The organism is Burkholderia sp. Bp9031 (genome assembly GCF_003857965.1).
GTDB classification, from domain to species: domain Bacteria; phylum Pseudomonadota; class Gammaproteobacteria; order Burkholderiales; family Burkholderiaceae; genus Burkholderia; species Burkholderia ambifaria_A.
On sequence record NZ_QTPW01000037.1, the window covers coordinates 1 to 15,985 of the forward strand.

At 68.3% G+C, this 15,985-nt stretch carries 14 protein-coding genes and 1 pseudogene; 8 read left to right on the forward strand and 7 right to left on the reverse strand.

Annotation, left to right across the window (positions count from 1 at the left end):
* Together DIE15_RS31765 and DIE15_RS31770 are read right to left on the reverse strand one after the other, a co-directional pair.
* Positions 1-311, reverse strand: a pseudogene (locus DIE15_RS31765) (phage late control D family protein); the annotation flags it as partial.
* Positions 312-581 carry a PAAR domain-containing protein gene (locus DIE15_RS31770; protein WP_124835292.1) on the reverse strand — a complete coding sequence of 90 codons (270 nt, stop codon included), beginning with the start codon at positions 579-581 and terminating at the stop codon, positions 312-314.
* 244 nt (positions 582-825) lie between these two features.
* On the opposite strand from DIE15_RS31770, the gene DIE15_RS31775 reads away from it, so the two are divergent.
* Entirely contained in the window at positions 826-2,163 is a 1,338-nt protein-coding gene (locus DIE15_RS31775; RefSeq protein ID WP_124835294.1) for an MFS transporter, read from the forward strand.
* Positions 2,164-2,297: 134 nt separating this feature from the next.
* Here the strand turns inward: DIE15_RS31775 and DIE15_RS31780 are convergent, their stop codons facing one another.
* Positions 2,298-3,311, reverse strand: coding sequence for a 3-hydroxybutyryl-CoA dehydrogenase (locus tag DIE15_RS31780; RefSeq protein ID WP_124835296.1), 1,014 nt, complete (start codon positions 3,309-3,311; stop codon positions 2,298-2,300).
* A complete protein-coding gene (locus DIE15_RS31785; protein WP_124835298.1) occupies positions 3,308-4,414 on the reverse strand; it encodes an NAD/NADP-dependent octopine/nopaline dehydrogenase family protein in 1,107 nt (368 codons plus the stop codon). The genes DIE15_RS31780 and DIE15_RS31785 overlap by 4 nt, the downstream gene beginning before the upstream one ends.
* Before the next feature lie 149 nt (positions 4,415-4,563).
* Here DIE15_RS31785 and DIE15_RS31790 point away from each other — a divergent pair, with 149 nt between their 5' ends.
* Both DIE15_RS31790 and DIE15_RS31795 read left to right on the forward strand, forming a co-directional pair.
* Positions 4,564-5,538: an AraC family transcriptional regulator gene (locus DIE15_RS31790; protein WP_124835299.1), complete on the forward strand. Its 975-nt coding sequence runs from the start codon at positions 4,564-4,566 to the stop codon at positions 5,536-5,538.
* Entirely contained in the window at positions 5,535-6,566 is a 1,032-nt protein-coding gene (locus DIE15_RS31795) for a LysR family transcriptional regulator (protein WP_124835301.1), read from the forward strand. The genes DIE15_RS31790 and DIE15_RS31795 overlap by 4 nt, the downstream gene beginning before the upstream one ends.
* Positions 6,567-6,598: 32 nt before the next feature.
* On the opposite strand, the gene DIE15_RS31800 is transcribed toward DIE15_RS31795, so the two are convergent.
* Positions 6,599-7,729: a porin gene (locus DIE15_RS31800; RefSeq protein ID WP_124835303.1), complete on the reverse strand. Its 1,131-nt coding sequence runs from the start codon at positions 7,727-7,729 to the stop codon at positions 6,599-6,601.
* 410 nt (positions 7,730-8,139) lie between these two features.
* On the opposite strand from DIE15_RS31800, the gene DIE15_RS31805 reads away from it, so the two are divergent.
* On the forward strand, positions 8,140-9,537 hold the full coding sequence (locus DIE15_RS31805; protein ID WP_124835305.1) for an MFS transporter: 1,398 nt from the start codon (positions 8,140-8,142) through the stop codon (positions 9,535-9,537).
* Between the two features lie 158 nt (positions 9,538-9,695).
* Positions 9,696-10,676: a PDR/VanB family oxidoreductase gene (locus tag DIE15_RS31810; protein ID WP_124835306.1), complete on the forward strand. Its 981-nt coding sequence runs from the start codon at positions 9,696-9,698 to the stop codon at positions 10,674-10,676.
* A 204-nt stretch (positions 10,677-10,880) separates the two neighbouring features.
* Here the strand turns inward: DIE15_RS31810 and DIE15_RS31820 are convergent, their stop codons facing one another.
* Positions 10,881-11,798, reverse strand: coding sequence for a LysR family transcriptional regulator (locus DIE15_RS31820; RefSeq protein ID WP_124835308.1), 918 nt, complete (start codon positions 11,796-11,798; stop codon positions 10,881-10,883).
* A 139-nt stretch (positions 11,799-11,937) separates the two neighbouring features.
* On the opposite strand from DIE15_RS31820, the gene DIE15_RS31825 reads away from it, so the two are divergent.
* The 3 genes from DIE15_RS31825 (at position 11,938) to DIE15_RS31835 (ending at position 14,287) form a co-directional block, all read left to right on the forward strand.
* On the forward strand, positions 11,938-13,221 hold the full coding sequence (locus DIE15_RS31825; RefSeq protein ID WP_124835310.1) for a Rieske 2Fe-2S domain-containing protein: 1,284 nt from the start codon (positions 11,938-11,940) through the stop codon (positions 13,219-13,221).
* Positions 13,218-13,721, forward strand: coding sequence for an aromatic-ring-hydroxylating dioxygenase subunit beta (locus tag DIE15_RS31830; protein WP_124835312.1), 504 nt, complete (start codon positions 13,218-13,220; stop codon positions 13,719-13,721). The genes DIE15_RS31825 and DIE15_RS31830 overlap by 4 nt, the downstream gene beginning before the upstream one ends.
* Before the next feature lie 179 nt (positions 13,722-13,900).
* Entirely contained in the window at positions 13,901-14,287 is a 387-nt protein-coding gene (locus tag DIE15_RS31835) for a 2-hydroxymuconate tautomerase family protein (protein ID WP_124835314.1), read from the forward strand.
* An 86-nt stretch (positions 14,288-14,373) separates the two neighbouring features.
* Here DIE15_RS31835 and DIE15_RS31840 read toward each other — a convergent pair whose 3' ends face one another.
* On the reverse strand, positions 14,374-15,930 hold the full coding sequence (locus DIE15_RS31840; RefSeq protein WP_124835315.1) for a sensor histidine kinase: 1,557 nt from the start codon (positions 15,928-15,930) through the stop codon (positions 14,374-14,376).
* Positions 15,931-15,985: the final 55 nt, after the last annotated feature.

Here is a 15,985-nt window from a genome sequence, read left to right on the forward strand (position 1 = left end):
GCGCCGATGTTGCCAAGTCCGGCGGCGCCGGCCAGCCCCGAAATGAACCGCCCTTTGCCTTCGAGCTGGATCGACACGGTGACTTCCGTGCCGACCAATTTGTCTAGATCGAGATCGGCCGTGCGACTGGGGGAGACCGCATAGGCGTCGTCGGCTCGCAACGTGACGAGATAACGGCATGCATCGAGACGGCCAATGGTTTCGATGCCTTGCAACCGAACTGGAACAAAGACCGACAGCGCATCCATGCCGTAGGTGGGTAACGCCGCGCCGGAGATGGACAGCGTTCGGGCCTGAGTAAAAATCTCCATTTACTCTGCCCCTGCCGTTCGCTGGCCAATGACGATTGCACCGCAGCCGGTTTTGTCGCCGCGATATCCGACCAGGCGGCCATGGTGCGTGCTTGGACCGCTTGCCAGCAGCGGAAAGACGCCACCACATTTCGGATAACGAACGCCATGGCCGTCCAGCGCCACGCCGATTCCAAGATGTTTCAGGTCGTTCGCGCATTCGATGACTTCGCCGTCGTGGTCGGTTTGGTCCCCCAGGCGGACCATTTCATGGCCTTGTCCATTCTTCATCAGTGATCTCGCATCTCACGTGGAACGAGATTGATAACGCGGAAATGCAGCGTCGCCTATGGGATGAATACGATTTTTCCGATCTTGATCGTGAGGCGGGTACGCACCCATCATCAACGGGAGTGATGACACTCCCCTTTTTCTGCGGATTTGACCGGGGCCGGCTGCACCGACAACACTAGCCCGCAGTGCCGCATGCGTAGCGACGAAGACGGCACGCGCCCGCCCCCCTTCAGAGTCCGCCATGTACCCGACCGACACCGTGCAATCCCCGAGCGCCGCCCGGCCGCTCGCCGACCGGCAGCTTCGCCGGATCGTCATCGCCTCCGTCGCCGGCAACGCGATGGAGTGGTACGACTTCTTCGTGTACGGCACGGCCGCCGCGCTCGTGTTCGGCCACGTGTTCTTCCCGCCCGGCGCATCGCCGCTCGCGGGCAGTCTCGCCGCGTTCGCGGCGTTCGCACTCGGCTTCGTCGCGCGGCCGCTCGGCGGGATCGTGTTCGGCCATGTCGGCGACCGCTACGGGCGCAAGGCGTCGCTCGTGTGGACACTGCTGATCATGGGTGCGTCGACGTTCGCGATCGGCCTGCTGCCGACCTACGCGCAGGTCGGCCTGTGGGCACCGGCGGCGCTCGTCGTGCTGCGGCTGCTGCAGGGCATCGCGTCCGGGGGCGAATGGGGCGGCGGCGTGCTGATGATCAGCGAGAACGCGCCGCCGGAGCAGCGCGGCTACTACGCGGCGTGGAGCCAGCTTGGTGTGGGCGGCGGCTTCGTGCTGTCGTCGGCCGCGTTTCTCGCCGCGCAGGCGCTGCCGGACGACGCGTTCCGCACCTGGGGCTGGCGGCTGCCGTTCCTCGCGAGCATCCTCATCTTCGCGATCGGCATCTATATCCGTCGCCATCTGCCGGAAAGCCGCGACTTCGAGCAGGCCGGCAAGCGCGGTGCGCATACGCATCTGCCGATCGTCGAATGCATCCGCCGCCATCCGAAAGAGATCCTGCTCGCGATGGGGCTGCGCGTCGCCGAAAACGGCGGCGCCTACATCTTCCTCGCGTTCTCGCTCGTCTACGGCAAATACGTCGGCATCCCGAACGGCGTGATGCTGACCGGCGTGATGATCGCGATGATCGTCGAAATGGGTGCGATGCTCGCGTGGGGCCGGCTGTCCGACCGGATCGGCCGCAAGCCCGTGTACCTGATCGGCGCGCTGAGCCTCGTCGCGTGTGCATTCCCGTTCTTCTGGCTGCTCGACACGCGCGCGACGCCGCTCGTGTGGCTCGCGCTGACGGTCGGCACCGCGGTGAGCCACGGCGCGATGATCGGCACGCTGCCCGCGCTGGTCGGCGAGCTGTTCAGCACCGAGGTGCGCTATTCGGGCGTCGCGCTCGGTCATGAAGTCGCGTCGATCTTCGCGGGCGGGATGTCGCCGCTGATCGCGACCGCGCTGCTCGCGCACTGCAACGCGTCGTGGCCGGTGTCGCTGTTCCTCGTTGCGCTCGGCCTCGTGACGGTCGCGACGCTATGCGCGATGCGCGAAACGCGCATCGTGCGGGCTGGCGATTCGCACGGCGACGGGGCGTGAGCGTGCGGCGCGCCCGCACGCAGGTCGGGCCACGTCCGCCCGCCTGCTGTGGCCGATGCAGCAGCGCGCCGTGCGGCGCGGGCACCCCCACCCTGCCCGCACCGGCCGGCGCCCACGCGGCCCTGCCGCGACGGCTACATACCCGATGCCCGCTCCCGCGCGCCGTCGAATACCGGCGCCAGCCCCAGATGATCGAGCAGGCGCCCGAACTCGCCGAGCCGCTGCCGCATGTACGCGGCGACGTCGACATCCGCATAGTCGTGGAAGCCGGCCCCCGTGCGCACGCCGTCGCGCCCGGCCTCCATGTTGCGCACGACGCTGTCGGCGGGCGCAAAGCGCGGGCCGATCTCGCCGGCGAGATACGTCGACGCGTAGTACAGGATGTCGCAACCGCCCCAGTCGATGAACTCGAGCAGCCCGAGCACTGCGAAGCGCGGGCCAAAGCCGGTGCGGATCGCGGTGTCGATATCCTCGGCGCTCGCAACGCCCTCTTCCACCATGCGCGCGGCCTCGTTCATCGCGAGCGCCTGGATGCGCGGCACGATGTAGCCGGGCGCGGGCCCGCAGATCACCGGCTTCTTGCCGACGCGTTCGAGCAGCGCGGCCAGTGCATCGACGACCCGCTGATCGGTCGCATCGCTGCGGCTGATCTCGACGAGCGGCATCAGCAGCGCCGGGTTCAGCCAGTGCGCGTTCAGCATCCGTTCAGGATGCGCGACGTGGCGCTGCAGCTCGGTAATGACAAACGTCGATGTCGTCGACGCGATCGTTGCGCGCGCATCGACATGCGCGCCCAGCCAGCGCAACGCGTCGGCCTTCGCATCGAGCACTTCGGGCAGCGCTTCGAACACGATGCCGGCGTCGCGCACGGCGTCCGCCGCACCGTCGCGCGCGACCAGCGCGATACGCGCGACGACGGCGTCGGCCTGCGCGCCGTCGATACGCCTGAGCGCGACCTGCGCATGCAGCGGCCGCAGGATCTCTCCGCGCGTGCGATCCTCGAACGCACGCCATCCTTGTGCGTCGCGCGGCTTGAAGTCGATCAGCGTCACGTCGAGGCCCGCGAATGCAAAGACGAGCGCGATCCCCTGCCCCATGCGTCCTGCGCCGAGCACGTGCACGCGCGTCACGTCGATGGCGGACGTCATGCGGCGTACCCCGCATCGAGCAGCGTGCGCATCGCCTCGCGCGACAAGGCGGCAAGGCCGAGCCCGTCCAGCGTGCGCCCTTGCGCATACAGATCACGGCCGGTCACCGCCGACGCAACGCTCAGCAGCCCCTGCGCAACGGGCGTCGGCACGTTCGCCCAACGTCCGCACGACACGATGAACGACAGCCCGAGCCGGGTGTCCTCGAGCATGTAGCGATGCGTGCTCAAATCGATCTTCTCGCGCCAGTCGCCGCTGTCGGTCAGCTTGCCGTGTGCGCCGCGCCCGTACATCCATTCGTCGCCGTCGGTCGCGTAGTGGTCCGCGAGCGGAAAATGCGGCGCGCGGTAGCCGAGCGCTTCGCGCACGGCGATGCGTTCGGCGTCGAGCGCGTTCGTCACGCGGCGGATCGACGGTTGCGTGCCCTCGTTGTGGATGTCCCACGCGTCGAAGTGTTCGAGCGGCCCGGCGTTCATCAGGATCAGCGGCGGGTGGATCACCGGGCCCGCATTCATCAGCGCGCCGGACAGTGCGTCCTCGACTGGCTCGACCGACGGATAGCCCGCGCGCAGCACGTCGAACGCCCAGCCGGCAGCGTTCGCGGGAAACACACCGGTCGGCAGGCGCGTCGCATACGCGCTGATCACGACCGCGTTCTCGCCATGCTTGCGCACCAGGTACGGCAGCGTGCCCGTCTCGGCGTACGCGACGCGCGCACGGTTGCCGGCGTCGGCCGCCGCGCGCGCGAACACGAAGCTGCCGAACGTGCCGGGCGGCAGGAACACGACCTGGCCGTCCTCGAGCAGCGGCGCGACCTGCGCGGCGAGCGCGTCGTGCGAAACGGCCGGCAGCGGCACCACGACGAGCCGCGCGCCGCGCAGCGCGGCCGCGAGATCGTCGGTCAGGCGGACCGCGCCGGGCGCGTCGCCGAGCGGCACCGTGCGCTTGCCGCGATAGTCGGTCACGTCCAACGCGCCGAGCTCGCGCAGCCGCGCATGCGGTTCGCGGTCGCGCCGCCACCACGTCACGTCGTGGCCCTTCTCGAACAGGTCGATCGCGGCCGCATGGCAGCCGTGGCCGCCGCCCAGTACACATACCTTCATCGTTGTCTCCTGGTGAGTGAGTGGTTCCGAGATTACGGGGCGGCGCGCATCGCGTCGCTTCGAAACGCGCAACGGCACGCCCGTTCGCGCAACGCAATCGCGGCGACACGCATCGCGCCGCGCCCACGCATCCGACACGAGGCCACCCCATGGATATCGCGCTCTCCCGACATGCGCCGAACCGGCTCGGCACGCTGCATGCGCCCGACGAAGTCGAACGCGCGGTCGCGCACCGGCTCGGGCCGCACCGGATGGCCGCGCGCGGCCGCGATCCGTTTCACGCGGAGCTGTACGAGGTGCCGCTGCATCGCGGCGCGCTGCTCGAGCTCTGCTACGGCCGCGAAACGCGCATCGATTTCGGCGACGATGCCGATCATTTCCTGTTCCGGCTGACGCTGTCGGGTGCGTGCGAGCTGCGGGCCGGCCATGGGGTCGCGCGTGCGGGCCCCGGGGAACTGACCGTATCGTCGCCGGCGCGCGCGAGCCGCCTGAGCACGAGTCCCGATTGCCGCAACCTGGTGCTGCGGCTCGAACGCGGCGCACTCGAACGCAAGCTGCAGGACATGCTGCACGCGACGCTCACGCGGCCGCTGCACTTCGATCTCGCCGCCGGCGGCAACGGCGCGGGCACCGCGCTCGTGCTGCCGACCTTCGAATACCTGTGCCGGCTCGGCGCGCAGCCGCACATCGGCGCGTCGGCGACGACGTTCGGCGCCGATCTCACGGCATGGCTGATGTCGCTGCTGCTCACGCACCTGCGGCATTCGTACAGCGATGCGCTCGCGCGCGGCACGCCACCGCTGCCGGCGCACGTGCGCCGTGCATGCGACCACGTCGACGCGCATTTGGGCGACCCGCTCGCGCTCACTGCGCTGGCGGCCGTCGCGGGCGTCGCGCCGCGCACGCTGCAGCACGCGTTTCGCGCGTTCCTGAACACCACGCCGGCCGCCTACGTGCGCGAGCGCCGGCTGGCCGCGGTGCACGCCGCGCTGCAACGCGGCGACGCACGCAGCGTGACCGACGTGCTGATCGCGCACGGCATTCACGGCTTCGGCCATTTCGCGAAGGCCTACGCGCGGCGTTACGGCCACGCGCCTTCCGTCACCGCGAGGCAAGCACGATGACGCACTCCGCCACCGGCCGGCCGCCGGCCCGCAACGAAGCCGCGCCGCACGACGCGGACGCACCCGACGGCCTGCGCGTGCAGGACCTCGACCTGAACCTGTTGAAGACGTTTCGCGCGGTCTATACGGAACGGCATGTCGGCCGAGCGGCGTTGCGGCTCGGTGTCACGCAGCCGTCGGTCAGCTACGCGCTCGGCCGATTGCGGCTGATGTTCCGCGACGCGCTGTTCGTGCGCACCGGCACCGGCGTCGAGCCGACGCCGCGCGCGCAGCGGCTCGCCGTGTCGGTCGACAAGGCCCTCGCGATCCTGCAGGACGTGCTCGACGAAGGCTCGCGGTTCGCGCCGGACAGCACGCAGCGCGTGTTCCGGCTGCACATGAGCGACTTCGCGGCGAGCGCATTCCTGCCGACGTTGCTCGCGGCATTCGACCGGCGCGCACCGGGCGCGGTGATCGAGACGCTGCACGTCGACGAATGCCAGCTCAACGTCGCGCTCGAATCGGGTCGCATCGATTTCGCGCTCGGGCATTTCGCGGACGCGTCGAGCCATTTCCAGCGCACCGCGCTGCTGCACGAGCGCTGCGTGCTGCTGATGCCGCGCCGCACCGCGCAGCGCGTCGCGCTGCCCGACGATTTCGTGCTGGACGGCGACACGCCGGACACGTTGCGCTTCGTTGCGGTGACCGCGCATCCGCAGTCGATGCAATTGCTGGCGCGGCACGGGCTGATGCCGCGCGTGCGTGCGGCGCTGCCCGACTTCATGGTGGTGCCGGCCTTGCTCGAACAAGGCGATTACGCGCTGATCCTGCCGGAAACGATCGCGATCACGTTCGCCGCGCGGCAACCGTGTGCACTGTACGAGATCGCCGGTGCCGGCGAATGGGCGGTCAATGCATACTGGCACCGGCGCTTCGATGCGGACCCGGGCCACCGGTGGCTGCGTGCGCTGCTGCTGGAGTTGTTCGATATCGGCCGGCAGGCGCCGTTCGACGCATGGCTCGCGCCACAACCGCCCGCCTGCGCGTAGCGGCGCGGGCGGACAGGGGCAACCGTCGGCGATCAGAACGACGTGAGGATGCCCGCGACGATCGAGCTGGCGGTCGCGCCGGGTTTGGCGACCGCGACGCCGCCGCCCGCCGCGCCGTTGACGACGAAGCGCGCATGCGCGCCGTTGCGCACCATCGCGGCGCCCGTGTACAGCACCGTGCGTTTCGACAGCGGATAGTCGAAGCGGATGCCGTACGAATCGGCGTTGCCGTCGCTGTCGGCGACCTTCCGGTAATGGCCGATGCTCAGCAGCAGCGATGCGCGTCCGATCGGCACCGTCGCGCTGAGTTCCATCGTGTCGCTGTGCGGATACGCGCTCTGGCTGTCGATCGCCGCCGCGACGTCCGGGCCGCCGCGATGCCGCATGTACAGCGCGGCGACCTTCACGACGTTGAAGTCGTACGAGATCGCGCCGACCGTGTAGTTGCCGTTCGCGGCCGGGCTCGTGTCGCCGAGCGCGGACGCGGCGACCGGGCTGAACTTCTGCTGCATGTAGTCGACGTCGACCGACAACCCGCCGCGTACATAGTTGAGCCCCGCGCCATACGTGTCGCCGAGCGTCGCCGGCTGGCCGGCCGCGCCGTTGGTGCCGCGCGCGGCCATCGCACGCAGCATGAAGCCCGCATAACGCGGCGACGTGTAGCGCATCGAGTTGCGCACGCGCAGGAACGCGGGCCCGACGAAGTTATTCGTCGCGTTGCCCCATGCGAGGCCCGCGCCGAGGCCCGGCAGGCTGTACGTGACGAGCGTGGTGTGCACGATCGTGTAGAGCTCGCCGAACTGCACGCCGCCGAACGGCCCGGTGATGCCGACCCACGCCTCGCGGCCGAACAGCGCGCTGCTGTTCGACAGCGCGCCGCTCGCCGCGTTGAAGCCGTCCTCGAGCTTGAAGATCGCCGCGTAGCCGCCGCCGAGATCCTCGACGCCCTTCAACCCCCACTGCGATGCCCACAGGTTGCCGCTGCCCATGCGCGTTACATGGTTCGGCCCGGCGTTCACGTACTCGATCGCGGTATCGACGCGGCCGTAGAGCGTCACGCTCGATTGCGCGGCAGCCGGCAGCGATGCGCACGCAAGAACCGCGGCAGCCAGCGTGGCAAGCGGTGCGGCAAGCCGGTCGGCCCGCCCGTTCGGATGGTTCATCTTGGTCGTCCCGTAGAGATTGCGGCGCCTGTCGGCATCGCGCCGCTTGATGTGAAGCGCGTTCGCCATCCCGTGCGAACGCTGCCGATCAAAAACGGGCCGAGTCTAGGAACGACAATTTCGGACGTCGACGCAATCCGCTCTATAACGCTTATAGATGTGCCGCATGATGCGCGCGCGCCCCGCCGCACGCACGTTGCGCGGCGGCCCGTGCGCACGGCCTCGGTGTTTTCTTTATCCGGGTCGGTAAATGTCCGTGTGGCGCGGCTGTCACTCCGGCTATGGCGGCCGAATTTGGCCGACTACGCTGCATCTCCGATCGTGTCACCCGCACGCTTTCGCGCCGCGACGGCGCCCGGCCCGCGAGGCCCACGCCGCGCTTTTTCACCGCCCGCTCCTGGAGAATCCGCATGTCCGCACCCACGGCCCGCGCTGCCGACGGCAAGCGCTATACGTACGAATGGTATGTCGTCGTCATCTGCATGCTCGCGTATGTCTTTTCGTTCGTCGATCGCCAGGTGCTCGTCCTGATGATCGAACCGATCAAGCGCGACCTGCATCTCACCGACACGCAGTTCAGCCTGCTCAACGGCTTCGCGTTCTCGCTGTTCTACGCGGTGATGGGGCTGCCCGTCGCGTATCTCGCCGACCGCTACGCGCGCCCGCACATCATCTCGCTCGGCATCGCGCTGTGGAGCGTCGCGACCGCCGCGTGCGGGCTCAGCCAGCAGTTCGTGCAGATGTTCATCGCGCGGATGGGCGTCGGCGTCGGCGAGGCCGCGCTGTCGCCCGGCGCGTATTCGATGCTCGCCGACTACTTCCCGAAGGAGAAGCTCGGCCGCGCGATTGCCGTGTATTCGCTCGGCTCGTTCATCGGCGGCGGTGTCGCGTTCCTGATCGGCGGCTACGTGATCGCGCTGCTCAAGCATGCGAGCGCATTCACGCTGCCGGTCGTCGGGCAGGTGCACGCCTGGCAGGTCACGTTCCTGATCGTCGGGCTGCCGGGGATTCTCGTCGCGCTGCTGTTCGCGGCGACCGTGCGCGACCCGCAGCGCAAGGGGCTCGCGCAGGATCGCTCGGGCACCGTGCGGCGCGTGTCGATGCGCGACTCGTTGCGCTTCGTCGGCACGCATCGCGCGACCTTCGCGTGCCACTACCTCGGCTTCTCGTTCTATGCGATGACGCTGTACTGCCTGCTGAGCTGGACGCCCGCGTTCTATATCCGCCGCTTCGGGATGACCGCCGTCGAAGCCGGCTACACGCTTGGCATCGTGCTGCTCGTCGCGAATACGGCCGGCGTGTTCTGCGGCGGCTGGCTCAACGACTGGCTGCTGCGCCGCGGCCGCACCGATGCGCCGATGCGTGCCGGCGCGATCGGCGCCGCGTGCATGGTGATTCCCGCGACGCTGTTCACGCAGCTCGACAGCCTGCCGGCGTCGCTCGCGATGCTCGTCGTCGCGATGTTCTTCGCGTCGTTCCCGATGCCGACGTCGACCGCCGCGATGCAGACGCTCGCGCCGAACCAGATGCGCGCGCAGATCTCCGCGCTGTTCCTGCTCGTGTCGAACCTGATCGCGCTCGGCATCGGCACGACCGTCGTCGCGCTGTTTACCGATCGCGTGTTCGGCGTGCCGGCGGCGGTCGGTCATTCGATGTCGATCGTCAACGTCGCGGCAGCCACGCTCGCCGCGCTGCTGCTGGCGGTCGGATGCCGGCACTATCGCTACAGCCTCGATCGCGAACGTGGCCATGCGTCGGTAGCCGCGCCGCAGGCGGCAGAGGCAGGCAACGCGATCGCCGTCCGCTGAACATCGAGCGTAATCGGTCGCTCGACCATCATCCATCCCACTGATTCAAGCATCGCTTTTTAATCGATTTGATTTATGCGATGCCCATCCCTATTCTCGGTTGCATGACGGCGCGGCATCAGCCGCGCCGGTTTTCTCCCTACCCCACGGAACACCCCATGCAAGCGAACCGCCACCAGGTCCGGATCGACGCGCTGATCGACGCGGCGCAGGACATCCGCTGTTTCCGGGTCTCGCGCGTCGACGGCCAGCCGTTCGATGCGTACGAACCGGGCGCCCATATCGACGTCACCGCGCCATCCGGCGTCACGCGGCAATACTCGCTGTGCGGCCGCCCCGACGAGCGCGGCAGCTATCTGTTCGCGGTGAAGAAGGAAGCGCAGTCGCGCGGCGGCTCGCGCTCGCTGCACGACGACGTGCGCGTCGGCGCCGAGCTGTCGATCGGCGCGCCGCGCAACCTGTTTCGTCTGACGGATGAGGCGAGCGAGCATGTGCTGGTCGCAGCCGGGATCGGCATCACGCCGCTGCTGTCGATGGCGTATGCGCTCGAGCAGCGCGGCGCGCGCTATCGGTTGCACTACTTCGCGCGCAGCCGTGAACATGCGGCCTTCGTCGACGAGCTGTCTGCAGAACCGTTCGCGTCGCACGTGACGTTTCATTACGGGATCGACCCCGATGCGCTTGCGGCCGAACTCGGCCGCTGCGTCGAGGCGATCGACTCGAAAGCGCACGTCTATACGTGCGGCCCCGGTCCTTTCATGGATGCCGTCGTCGCCGCGGCGGCAACTCGGATTCCCGAGGACGCGATTCATCTCGAACGCTTCGCGGCGGAACCGGCCGCGGCCGACGCCGCCGCGGATGCCGCCCCGGCGGAAGGCTTCGAAGTGCGCCTGCAGCGCAGCGGCCAATCGGTGCGCGTCGCGCCCGACACGTCGATCGTCGATGCGCTCGCGCAAATCGGCATCGAGGTCGATACGTCATGCGGCGAAGGCGTGTGCGGCACCTGCATGGTGCCGGTGCTCGACGGCGAGCCCGATCATCGCGATCACTGCCTCAGCAAAGCCGAGCGTGCGAGCAACACGGTGATCTGCTGCTGCGTGTCGCGTGCGCGCTCGGCGGTGCTCGTCCTCGATCTTTGATGTGTCGGATGTGTCGGATGTGTCGGATGTGTCGGATGTGTCAATGTGTCGATGTGTCGATGTGTCGATGTGTCGATGTGTCGATGTGTCGATGTGTCGATACGCCGATGCGTCGATACGCCGGATGCATCGATGTACTGACATTCCGGCACGCGCGCCCGCCACGCGCCCGCCGCCCGCCACGCGCCGCGCACCGCGCAGCCGTCACGCGTCGAACCGCTCGACGATCTCGGCGAGCAGCGCGCGCATCCACGCGTTGCCCTCGTCTTCGTGGAAATGCTCGTGCCAGTGCATCGTCACCGGCGCGGGCGGCAGCGTGACGGGCAGGTCGTAAAGCCGGAACCCGTTATCGCGGTTCAGAATCTGCGCGAGCCGCTTCGGCAGCGTCGCATAGAGATCGGTGACCGACAGCACGCTCGGCAGCGCGACGAAGTGCGGCACTTCGAGCGCGATGTTGCGGCCAACGCCCTGCGCGCGCAACGCATCGTCGAGCGCGTGGTGACTGTGCTCGACCGATTTCACGTTGACGTGCGCGGCGCGCACGAACTGGTCGAGGCTCAGCGCGGCGCCGCTCGGCAGCCCGCGCCGGCGGCCCGTCATGCACACGTAGGTTTCCTCGAACAGCACCTGGTGGCGCGTGCGCGGCATCAGCTCGGGCAGGTTGCCGATCGCGAAATCCAGCCGGCTCGCGCGCAACGCTTCCTCGATCTCCTCCACCGGCAGCGGCTGCACGCTCAGCGTCACGCGCGGTGCACGCTCGCGCAGCGCCTGGCAGATCGCCGGCAAGTACGCCATCTCGCCCGCATCCGACAGCGACAACCGGAACGTGCGCGTGCTGGTGGCCGGATCGAAGCGCTCCGCGTAACGCAGCGCCACGCGCACCATGTCGAGCGCCTTGCCGACGATGCTCGCGAGTTCGAGCGCGACCGGCGTCGGCTGCATGCCCGCGCGCGTGCGCACGAACAGCGGATCGTCGAACAGCGTGCGCAGCCGCCCGAGCGAATAGCTGACGGCCGGCTGCGACAGCGCGAGCCGCTCGCCGGCCTTCGTCAGGCTGCGTTCCTCGACGATCGCCTGGAATACGCGCAACAGGTTCAGATCGAGATGATCGACCGATGTCATCGTGACCTCCATCATTTGCCATATTTATTTGACCATCAATTTTAGATCAATTTGACGGATATGTAGCGAAAGACGAGACTGGTCTTCCGACGCTGCGCACGGCGCGGCCCGATTTCGCGACTCTTTCCCCACGACGACGATGAGCGACATTCCCTACCAGACGATCGACACCCGCGCGCTGCACGGCTTCGCGCAGCCCGACCGCATCGCGCCCGCGATGTATCACGACCCCGCGCTGTTCGAGACCGAGCTCGACCGCATCTTCTACCGCACCTGGATCTGGGTCGCGCACGAAAGCGAGCTGCCGAACCCGGGCGACTTCATCACGACGACGATCGGCCGCCAGCCGGTGATCGTCGTGCGCGACAAGACCGGCGAGATCAACGTGCTGCAGAACCGCTGCCGCCATCGTGGCGCGACCGTGTGCGAATCGCACAAGGGCAACGCGAAGGGCTTCACGTGCCCGTATCACAGCTGGTCGTACGCGCTCGACGGCACGCTGCGCGCGCTGCCGTACGGCGACGGCTACGAAGGCGTGTGCGAGAAAGGCGACCTGCCGCTCGTGAAGCTGCGCGTCGGCGTGTACCAGGGGCTGATCTTCGCAAGCTTCAACGACGCCATCGAACCGCTCGAGGATTTCCTCGGCGGCGCGAAGCCGTGGATCGACCTGTTCATGAAACAGGGCGCCGGCTACCCGATCAAGGCGAACGGCGAGCACAAGTTCAAGTTCAAGGGCAACTGGAAGATCCAGCTCGAGAACACGACCGACCTCTATCACTTCCCGGTCGTGCACAAGTCGTGGATGAAGTCGATCGACGACGAGACGGCCGCCGCGATCACGAGCTTCATGACGAGCGAGGACGCGTTCTGCCGCGGGCTCGGCAACGGCCACAGCCTCGCGGTGCTGATGCCCGAACTGATCGATCTCGATGAAGACGACGGCGCGCCGCTGCCCGAGCGCTTCGCGCCGCTCGCGGCGAAACTCGCCGAGCGCCACACGCCGGAAGAAGTGCGCCGCATCGTGCGCTCGCTGATGGGTGTCGGCTTCAACCTGAACCTGTTCCCGAACCTCGCGCTGTCGATGGCGTTCTTCCGCGTGCTGCGGCCGATCTCCGCGAACGAAACCGAGATTCGCCACGTCGCGCTCGCGATGGACGGCGGCCCGGACGAAGCGAATCGCGAGCGGCTGCGCATCCACGAGCACTTCCAGGGCCCGTTCGGCTTCGGCAGCCCCGACGACGCGGAAGCATGGGAGCGCGTGCAGCGCGGCGCGCATGCGGGCCCCGACGTGCCGATCCTCGTGAATCGCGGGCTGAACCGCGAGACGACCGCCGCGAACGGCGAAAAGACCGCGCATGCGACCGACGAGACGGGCATGCGCGAGGCCTACCAGCAATGGCGAAAAATGATGGAGCAACAGTGATGGACGACCGCAACGCCCTTTTTTCCGAGCAGACCTTCGCCCGCGCGGTCGAATTCGTGTGGCGCGAAGCCGAGATGCTCGACCGCCGCGACTATCGCGGGTGGCTCGACCTGTGGGAACCGGCCGGTCACTACGTGGTGCCGATCGATCCCGATGCGACCGATTTCGCCGCGACGCTGAACTACGTGTTCGACGATCGGGACATGCGCGAGAAGCGCGTGCAGCGGATGGTGTCCGGCTACTCGGCGTCGGCGACCGACGCGGCGCGCACGGTGCGCACCGTGTCGCGCTTCACGCTGGAAAGCGGCAGTGCCGGCACCGTCGAGCTGAAATCCGCGCAGGTCGTCGTCGCATACAAACGCGGCGTCGCGACGCTGTTCGCGGCCGACGTCACGCACAAGCTGCACGTCGATGCCGAAGGCGAGATGCGGATCGCCGAGAAGGTCGTGCGCCTGATCGACTCGACCGAAGCGCTCAGCGCGATCGGCTTCCTGCTGTAAGCGATCGCCGGTTCGCCGCCGCCAGCGTAACGGTGAACCAGTCACCTTCACCTGTAAGCGGCCACCGGTTCGCCGTCGCCGGCGCAACGGTGAGCCGGTCACCTTCACCTGTAAGCAGTCACCGGTTCACCGTCGCCAGCGCAACGGTGAGCCGGTCACCTTCACCTTTCCCGACGACCATGCCCACACTCGAAGTTTTCCTGCCGGCCGGCCATGACGACGCACGCAAGGCCGAACTGATCGCACGGCTCAGCCACGCGACCGTCGACGCGATCGGCGCGCCGATCGAATCGGTGCGCGTGCTGCTCACCGAATTGCCGGCGACGCATATCGGTCTCGGCGGCCGCACGGCGGCCGATGGTGCGCCGCCGTCGCTGCCGGTGATCGTCGCGATCCTGATCGCCGGCCGCACCGACGAGCAGAAGCGCGCGTTGATCGCGGCACTTTCCGACGCCGCCGCGACCGTGCTCGATGCGCCGTTGCAGGCGACGCGCGTGATCATCAAGGACATCCCGAACACCGATTTCGGGATCGGCGGCCAGACCGCGCGGGCGCTGGGGCGCTGATCATGGGCCGGGCGTCGCTCCATCGTGCGCCGCCGCCCTGCCGTGATGTCAGTGATGCCCCTGGCGGCCGCGACGCAACGCAGCGGCTATGTGTGCGCTGCGCCGGCGAGCGGCAGCGTCACGCGGCAGTCGAGCCCGCCGCCTTCGGCCGGGCTCGCGCGGATACGGCCGCCGTGGCGCGTGACGATGCTCTTGCACAGCGACAGCCCGATCCCGTTGCCGCCCGCCTTCGACGACGAGAAGCCGTCGAACAGCCGGTCATGCGCACCTTCAGCGATACCGGGGCCGTTGTCGATCGCGCGCAGTTCCGCGTGCCCGTCGACATTCGCGGTGCCGAGCGTCAGCGTGCATGGCGCGCGCTCGCAGCCGGCGAATGCCTCGATCGCGTTGAAGGCGAGGTTGAGCATCACCTGCCCGATCAGCACGCGCTCGCAGCGGATCGGCAGCGGCGCATCGGCCTGCACGATCGCGACCGTCACGCCCGCCTCCTTCGCGCGCAGCTCGATGAAATATGCGACGTCGGCGAGGATCTCGCGCAGGTCGGCGAGCGCGACGACCGGCTCGCGCTTCACGATGAACTCGCGCACGCTCTTGATGATCAGCGCCGCATGCTCGGCCTGCCGGTCCGCGCTGCGCAGCCCCCAGATCGCATCGTCGACGGCGCCGCGCCCATTCAGCCGCTGCACCGCGCCCTCGATGAAGTTGCGCACGGCCGCGAGCGGCTGGCTCAACTCGTGCGCGATCACGCTCGCCATCTCGCCCATCGCGTTGTAGCGGCCCGCGTATTCGAGCATCCGCGCCTGCGCTTGTCGCGCATCCTCGATCGCGACTTCGTCGCTCACGTCGCGAAACTGCACGAGCAGCCCGTCGAGATCACCTTCGATCTCGACCTGCCGGCACAGGATGCGCAGCCAGCACGTCGAACCGTCGCGCCGCACGATCCGGTAACGCTGCGGCTCGGACGGGCACGCGGACGGCGCATCGCGCAGTTGCGCGACGAGCCGGTCGCGGTCGGCCGCGCTGCAATAGTCGAGCACCTCGCCGAGCGCTTCGTCCGGCGCGAGCCCGAGCACGCGACGGCCCGACTCGCTGATGAACTGCACGCCGCCGTGCGGCGTCACGACCGCGATCCCTTCGTCGAGATCCTGCATGAACTCGCGCAGCCGTGCCTCGTAGCGGCGCAGTTGCTGGCGCACCGCCTCTTCCGCGCTGATGTCGCGGAACTGCACCATCACGACGTCGCGCCCGCGCAGCGGCACATAGGTGGCGGTCGCCTCCGACAGCATGTCGACGCCCGTGCGCGAGCGGTAGCACCACTCGTACACCTGCGGCCCGTCGACGAGCGCGCGATCCCACGCGCTCACCGCGATTTCGCGGCGGTATTTCGGTTCGGGACGCGTCATGTCCGGCGCCTTCAGCGGCAGCAGCTCCTCGACGGAAAAGCCGAGCGCGATGCACGCGGCGCGGTTCGCCCACACGATCGCCTTGGTATGCGCGTCGTGCAGCAGCACGCAGGTGGTCAACGCGTCGAGCAGCCGGTGGAAATCGTCTTCGTCGGGAAAACTCATGATCGTCTTCGGATAAGGTCGCGCGGCATCGCGCGGCCGGAAACCCAACATAGCACCGGCGCGCGCCGCCCGCATCTGAAGATTTCTTTAGTCCGGCACGGAACGTCACCAGTCGCACGGCCCTACGCAC

What these genes read in the sequence shown, in the direction of transcription:
- DIE15_RS31785 (WP_124835298.1), bottom strand. Translation starts at nt 4,414, where the DNA reads ATGAAGGTATGTGTACTGGGCGGCGGCCACGGCTGCCATGCGGCCGCG.
- DIE15_RS31800 (WP_124835303.1), bottom strand. Translation starts at nt 7,729, where the DNA reads ATGAACCATCCGAACGGGCGGGCCGACCGGCTTGCCGCACCGCTTGCC.
- DIE15_RS31835 (WP_124835314.1), top strand. Translation starts at nt 13,901, where the DNA reads ATGCCCACACTCGAAGTTTTCCTGCCGGCCGGCCATGACGACGCACGC.
- DIE15_RS31775 (WP_124835294.1), top strand. Translation starts at nt 826, where the DNA reads ATGTACCCGACCGACACCGTGCAATCCCCGAGCGCCGCCCGGCCGCTC.
- DIE15_RS31840 (WP_124835315.1), bottom strand. Translation starts at nt 15,930, where the DNA reads ATGCGGGCGGCGCGCGCCGGTGCTATGTTGGGTTTCCGGCCGCGCGAT.
- DIE15_RS31805 (WP_124835305.1), top strand. Translation starts at nt 8,140, where the DNA reads ATGTCCGCACCCACGGCCCGCGCTGCCGACGGCAAGCGCTATACGTAC.
- DIE15_RS31820 (WP_124835308.1), bottom strand. Translation starts at nt 11,798, where the DNA reads ATGACATCGGTCGATCATCTCGATCTGAACCTGTTGCGCGTATTCCAG.
- DIE15_RS31825 (WP_124835310.1), top strand. Translation starts at nt 11,938, where the DNA reads ATGAGCGACATTCCCTACCAGACGATCGACACCCGCGCGCTGCACGGC.
- DIE15_RS31790 (WP_124835299.1), top strand. Translation starts at nt 4,564, where the DNA reads ATGGATATCGCGCTCTCCCGACATGCGCCGAACCGGCTCGGCACGCTG.
- DIE15_RS31780 (WP_124835296.1), bottom strand. Translation starts at nt 3,311, where the DNA reads ATGACGTCCGCCATCGACGTGACGCGCGTGCACGTGCTCGGCGCAGGA.
- DIE15_RS31810 (WP_124835306.1), top strand. Translation starts at nt 9,696, where the DNA reads ATGCAAGCGAACCGCCACCAGGTCCGGATCGACGCGCTGATCGACGCG.
- DIE15_RS31795 (WP_124835301.1), top strand. Translation starts at nt 5,535, where the DNA reads ATGACGCACTCCGCCACCGGCCGGCCGCCGGCCCGCAACGAAGCCGCG.
- DIE15_RS31770 (WP_124835292.1), bottom strand. Translation starts at nt 581, where the DNA reads ATGAAGAATGGACAAGGCCATGAAATGGTCCGCCTGGGGGACCAAACC.